We start from the raw sequence: 5,061 nt of genomic DNA, 5'->3' as shown, positions 1-5,061 counted from the left end.
ACGGTGCTGGTGGGCGGGGGCAGCGAGGCGGTCGAGGGGACCGCGCGGGCCCTGGCGATCCTGTTGGCCTGCAGCGCCTTGGTGATATCGCGGACCCGTTCGGCGGTGGCGTAATCGACGCCCGCCAGCAGCGACCGGTACAGGATCGCGTCCAGTCCCGCGCCGGCGATGGCCAGCGCACACAGCACAACAATCGCCGACACCGCGGCCGAGCGGGCCGAGATGCCCAGGTGCGGCAGGTGCCGCGGACGCAGCCGCCCGCGGCCCCGGGCCGACCGGCCACCCAATATGCGCACGCCCTTGATTCTGCAGGGCCGCGTGCTCGCAGAGAACACCAAGCTCAGCGCGCTCTCAGCGCCCTCTCAGCGCCGCCGTCCTAGGCTGACACCGTCATGCTTGGTACCGCCCGCTCTTCGCGTCGTCCCGACCGGGTGATCACCCGAGTGCTGGTCAGCGCGGCGGTGCTGGTGGGCCCGGCCGTGCTGGTGGCGGCGCCGGCCGGCGCCGACCCCAGCCCATTCAGCACCCTGCACTCGAGCTGCAACGACACGGCCCCGGGTGGAAGGGACGCGCTGCTGCAGGGAATCCGGCGCGGCATCGCCGACTGGTCGACCGGCGCACCGCACACCTCGGCGCGCACCACGTGCGCCGCCCGGCCGACTCCGACACCCCGCTGATCGCTCAGCCGCTGTCGGCGCCCGACGGCACGGCCGGGGCGTCGCTGGCCCCGTTGGTGCGTGCCCCGTTGGTCGCGGACGCGTCCGAGGGCAGTTCGAAGGCCGCGGTCACCGAGCCCACCGCCGCCATCGCGGCGCTGCGTTGCGCCTCCATGCGCGCCAGCGCCGTCTCGGTGAACACCGACAACCCCAGATCCGGGTTGTAGCCGTGGATTTCCTTGACGTCGAGCTGGGCCAGGAAGTACACGATCTCCTTGGACACCACCTGACCGGGGACCAGCACCGGGAAGCCCGGCGGGTAGGGCACCACGAACGTGGTCGACACCAGGGTCTTGCCCTCGGCCAGCCGTCGCCCGGCCATGCCGATCAGCACGTGTTCGCGGTCGGACTCCTCGTATCCGGCGTAGAACGCCGAACGCATGTCGCCGAATTTGCACTCGTCGACGGGCTTGAACGCCATGTCGAATTCGCTGAAGTCGGGCAGATGCGGCAGGTCTTCGGTGATCTCCTCGACGTGACGCTCTTGCAGCGCCCGGTCGGCAACGCTGGCCGCCTTCTGGATGCGGTCGAAATCGATTGCCACCCTTCGCAACACGTCGAGCAGGTAGTGCACGCTCGACCAGGTGACGCCGATCGTGAAGATCAACAGCACGCTGTTGATCGACGTCTTGTTGATCTGGATGCCGAATCGCTCCATCAGGATCTTCTCGCGGAAGTCGTAACCGTTCATCCCGGTCGCGCCGACGAACAGGGTCACCCGGGTGGCGTCGAGCACGAACTGGTCCGAGCGCCACGCCTCGTTCCACTCGGCCAGCGCCCCCTGCCTGACCTCGCGGTAGGAGCTCACCGAGGACTTTCGGAATTCCTCTGGTACCAAATCGGATTCGTCGAGAATGCGGAACCACTTGCTGATCAACCGGTCCTTGCGCACCCGATGCCGGAAGACCAGCGCCATGTCGTAGACCTGCCGGACCAGTTGGAAGCCCTCGATGTCGACCTGTCGGCGTGCCAGATCCAGCGACGCCAGCAGTTGCTGGTTGGGTGACGTCGAGGTGTGGGTCAAAAATGCCTCACCGAACGAATCGCGGGTGAGCGCGTTGAAATCCTGGTCGCGCACGTGGATCATCGACGCCTGCCGAAGCGCCGACAGCGATTTGTGCGTGGAGTGCGTGGCGTAGACGCGGACCCGCGCGGTTTCCGGGTCGGGCATCAGCTCCCGCTCGATCCATTCCGACCGGTCGACGCCGTCCATGGTCGCGGCCCATTTCCGGTATTCCTCAAGGTATTCCGGCGAGGCCAGCATCTGTTCGAGGCGCTCGGCGGACACCATCGCGGTCCGCTGCCGGGCCCAGGGCACCGCCGTGGCGAACGCGTACCACGCCTCGTCCCACAAAAAGCAGATGTCCGGCTTGATCGCCAGCACCTCCTGCATGACCTGCAGCGGGTTGTAGACGACGCCGTCGAAGGTGCAGTTGGTCAGCAGCAGCATGCGCACCCGGTGCAGCTGCCCGGCGGCTTCCAGGTCCAGCAGCGTCTGCTTGATGGTGTGCAGCGACACCGCGCCGTAGATCGCGAACTGCGGCAGCGGATAGGCGTCCAGATACAGCGGGTAGGCGCCGGCCAGCACCAGCCCGTAGTGATGCGACTTGTGGCAGTTGCGGTCGATGAGCACGATGTCGCCGGGCCGGGTCAGCGACTGCACGACGATCTTGTTGGCCGTCGACGTGCCGTTGGTGACGAAGTAGGTGTGGTCGGCGTTCCACGTCTTGGCGGCCTTGTCCATCGCCTTTTTGATGTTGCCGTGCGGATCCAGCAGCGAGTCCAGCCCGCCGGAGGTGGTGGAGGTTTCGGCCATGAAGATGTTGCGGCCGTAGAACTCCCCCATGTCCTGCAGCGACCTGGAGTTGAAGATGCTGGCGCCGCGCGCGACGGGCAGCGCGTGGAATTGGCCGACCGGGGCGGCGGCATACGCCCGTAACGCGTCGAAAAACGGTGTGGCGTAACGGTTCCGCAGCCCGGCGAGCACCGTGCTGTGCAGGTCGGTGACGTCGTTGAGCCGGTAGAACGTGCGGTCGTAGACGTCGGGCTCGGTCCCGTCGCCGGCCGCGATCGACTCGTCGGTGAGCAGATACAGGTCGATGTGGGGCCGCAGCTCCCGGATCCACTCGCCGCACTCCACCCAGTAGTTGGCGCGGTCCGGGATACCGTCTCCGGCGTCCTCGTTCGGGCCGAGCAGCGTGTTCATCAGCGGCAGCCGGTCACGGGACCGCAGCGGCAGGTCGTCGCGGATGATCGCGGCCTGGATCTCCCCGTTCAGCGCGACCGCGGTGATGGCGTCCTCCACGCTGGGCACCACCAGGATCTCGAACTGCACATCGTCGGACGGCGTGCGCAGCGCGCGCAGGCACTCGGCCAGGCTGTCCGGGGCGGTGCTCGGGGCGTCGTCGGCGAGCAGCACGGTGTAGAAGTGCTGCTGTTTGGCCTGGGCCACCAGTTCCTGGTCATCCAGCGGCGCGGACGTATCGAAAAGCCCTGCGCGGTCGCCATATTCACTGAGCAACCGCACGGCCAGCGACACCTCTTCGGTGAGCCGCACCGTGGACAGGCTTTCCAGATGGGCGCGGAAGATCGCCAGGTTCGCCGCCCCGGGGTACAGCCAGTACCGCTCGTAGGCGGCGATGCGGTCCATCAGCCGTTTGACCCGGGCCACGTCGTGGGTCTTGTCCAGCCCGGCGAGGTCCACCTCGGCCAGGTGACGGCAGGCGTCGTCGAGCAGGTTCCAGGTGTCGACCCGCGCGTAGGACGGGTTGGCCACGGCCGCCAGTGCCGACACCCGGAGTCGTCGCGGCTGGGTGCTGTATCGAATCATGACCTCACCTGTTCTTCGTTCGCCGCCGCTGACGTGCCGCTCGTATTGTCAACCCGCCGCGACATGCCCGTGGTCATTTCACCTCAGCTTGATCAGTGATCCGCCTCGTCGTCACTTTCCACCACACGGCGATTACCCCGCGTGCTGTCCACCCAACGCAACACCGGCAACTCCCAGCGGCGGGCGGGCAATTCGGTGACGTCGGACAGCGAGCGCACCACGCCCTGCGTCAGCCCCATGATCGCGGCCATCACCGGCAGCAGCGGCTGCAGCGGCTTGGCCGCCGAGCGCACCGTGCTGATGCGCCGGGCCACGACCACCCGTTCGACGCAGTGATACAGCCAGGCGCCCACCCCCAGCGCGTAGATGGAGAGCACCGAGGCGACGATGGTCAGGCGATAGGCGGCGCAGATCACCGCGCCCAGCACCACCGTCGCGGCCAGCACGGCCGCCACGAGCAGGCGCAGCTCCAACCGGGTCATGGCTGCGGTCCGGGGTCCTCCGGGGTTAGGTCGGGACCCAGTGAGCCTCGGACCGCCTCGGCGGCGGCCCGGATCTGCGGCGTCACCAGCATGACGTGGCCCAGCACCCCGTTGACGAAGCCCGGCGAGTCGTCGGTGGACAACTCCTTGGCCAGCTGGACGGCCTCGTCGACCGCGACCGGCTCGGGCACGTCGTCGGCGTACAGCAGCTCCCACACCGCGACCCGCAGGATCGCGCGGTCCACGGCCGGCAGCCGGTCCAGCGTCCAGCCCTGCAGGTGCGAGCTGATCAGGTCGTCGATGTGCGCGGCGTGCTCACCGACGCCCCGGGCCGCCGCGGCCGTATACGGCTGCAGGGGCGCGACTTCGGGGTTCGTTTCGGCGAGCCCGGTGCGGACGTCGACGACCTCCGCCGGGCTCAGTCCGCGGGCCTCGGCTTCGAACAACAGGTCGACGGCGCGTTTGCGGGCCTGGTGGCGTCCCCTCACGGGTCTACTCACGCGTTGATGCGCCCCAAGTAGCTGCCGTCGCGGGTGTCCACCTTCAGCTTGTCGCCGGTGTTGATGAACAGCGGCACCTGGATCTCGGCGCCGGTCTCCACGGTGGCCGGCTTGGTGCCGGCGCTGGACCGGTCACCCTGCAGGCCGGGCTCGGTGTGGGTGACCTCCATCTCGACCGACACCGGCAGCTCGAGGTACAGCGGTGACCCGTTGTGGAACGCCACCTGCACCGGCAGGCCCTCCAGCAGGAACCGGGCGGCGTCCCCGACCAGCGACTCGGGCAGCGGGTGCTGCTCGTAGTCCTGGCTGTCCATGAACACGAAGTCGCTGCCGTCGCGGTACAGATAGGTGGCGTCGCGCCGGTCGACGGTGGCGGTCTCCACCTTGACCCCGGCGTTGTACGTCTTGTCGACGACCTTGCCGGAGAGCACGTTCTTCAGCTTGGTCCGCACGAACGCCGGGCCCTTGCCGGGTTTGACGTGCTGGAACTCGACGATCTGCCACAGCTGGCCGTCGATCACCAGCACCAGTCC

5 protein-coding genes and 1 pseudogene are annotated in these 5,061 nt (G+C 68.2%); 1 reads left to right on the top strand and 5 read right to left on the bottom strand.

Features of this window, described 5'->3' with window-relative positions; translation table 11 throughout:
• A pseudogene (locus tag A9W96_RS32455) lies at positions 1–335 on the bottom strand (hypothetical protein); the annotation flags it as partial.
• A 57-nt stretch (positions 336–392) separates the two neighbouring features.
• On the opposite strand from A9W96_RS32455, the gene A9W96_RS02175 reads away from it, so the two are divergent.
• On the top strand, positions 393–677 hold the full coding sequence (locus tag A9W96_RS02175) for a hypothetical protein (protein WP_231999567.1): 285 nt from the start codon (positions 393–395) through the stop codon (positions 675–677).
• Between the two features lie 4 nt (positions 678–681).
• On the opposite strand, the gene A9W96_RS02170 is transcribed toward A9W96_RS02175, so the two are convergent.
• The 4 genes from A9W96_RS02170 to efp form a co-directional block, all read right to left on the bottom strand.
• Positions 682–3,546: an aminotransferase class I/II-fold pyridoxal phosphate-dependent enzyme gene (locus tag A9W96_RS02170; RefSeq protein WP_067021558.1), complete on the bottom strand. Its 2,865-nt coding sequence runs from the start codon at positions 3,544–3,546 to the stop codon at positions 682–684.
• A gap of 92 nt (positions 3,547–3,638) precedes the next feature.
• The gene (locus A9W96_RS02165; RefSeq protein WP_067021560.1) at positions 3,639–4,028 is read right to left on the bottom strand and encodes an antitermination protein NusB; all 390 of its coding nucleotides are present in this window, start codon (positions 4,026–4,028) and stop codon (positions 3,639–3,641) included.
• The gene (gene nusB, locus A9W96_RS02160; protein ID WP_067137710.1) at positions 4,025–4,528 is read right to left on the bottom strand and encodes a transcription antitermination factor NusB; all 504 of its coding nucleotides are present in this window, start codon (positions 4,526–4,528) and stop codon (positions 4,025–4,027) included. The genes A9W96_RS02165 and nusB overlap by 4 nt, the downstream gene beginning before the upstream one ends.
• A partial coding sequence (efp, locus tag A9W96_RS02155; protein ID WP_067137702.1) for an elongation factor P occupies positions 4,525–5,061 on the bottom strand: 537 nt, incomplete at its 5' end. The genes nusB and efp, both read right to left, overlap by 4 nt.

Origin of the sequence: Mycobacterium sp. 1245852.3 (assembly GCF_001669335.1) — a bacterium.
GTDB classification, from domain to species: domain Bacteria; phylum Actinomycetota; class Actinomycetes; order Mycobacteriales; family Mycobacteriaceae; genus Mycobacterium; species Mycobacterium europaeum_A.
The sequence above is the reverse complement of the archived record's forward strand: the minus strand, read 5'-3'. Positions and strand labels throughout refer to the sequence as shown.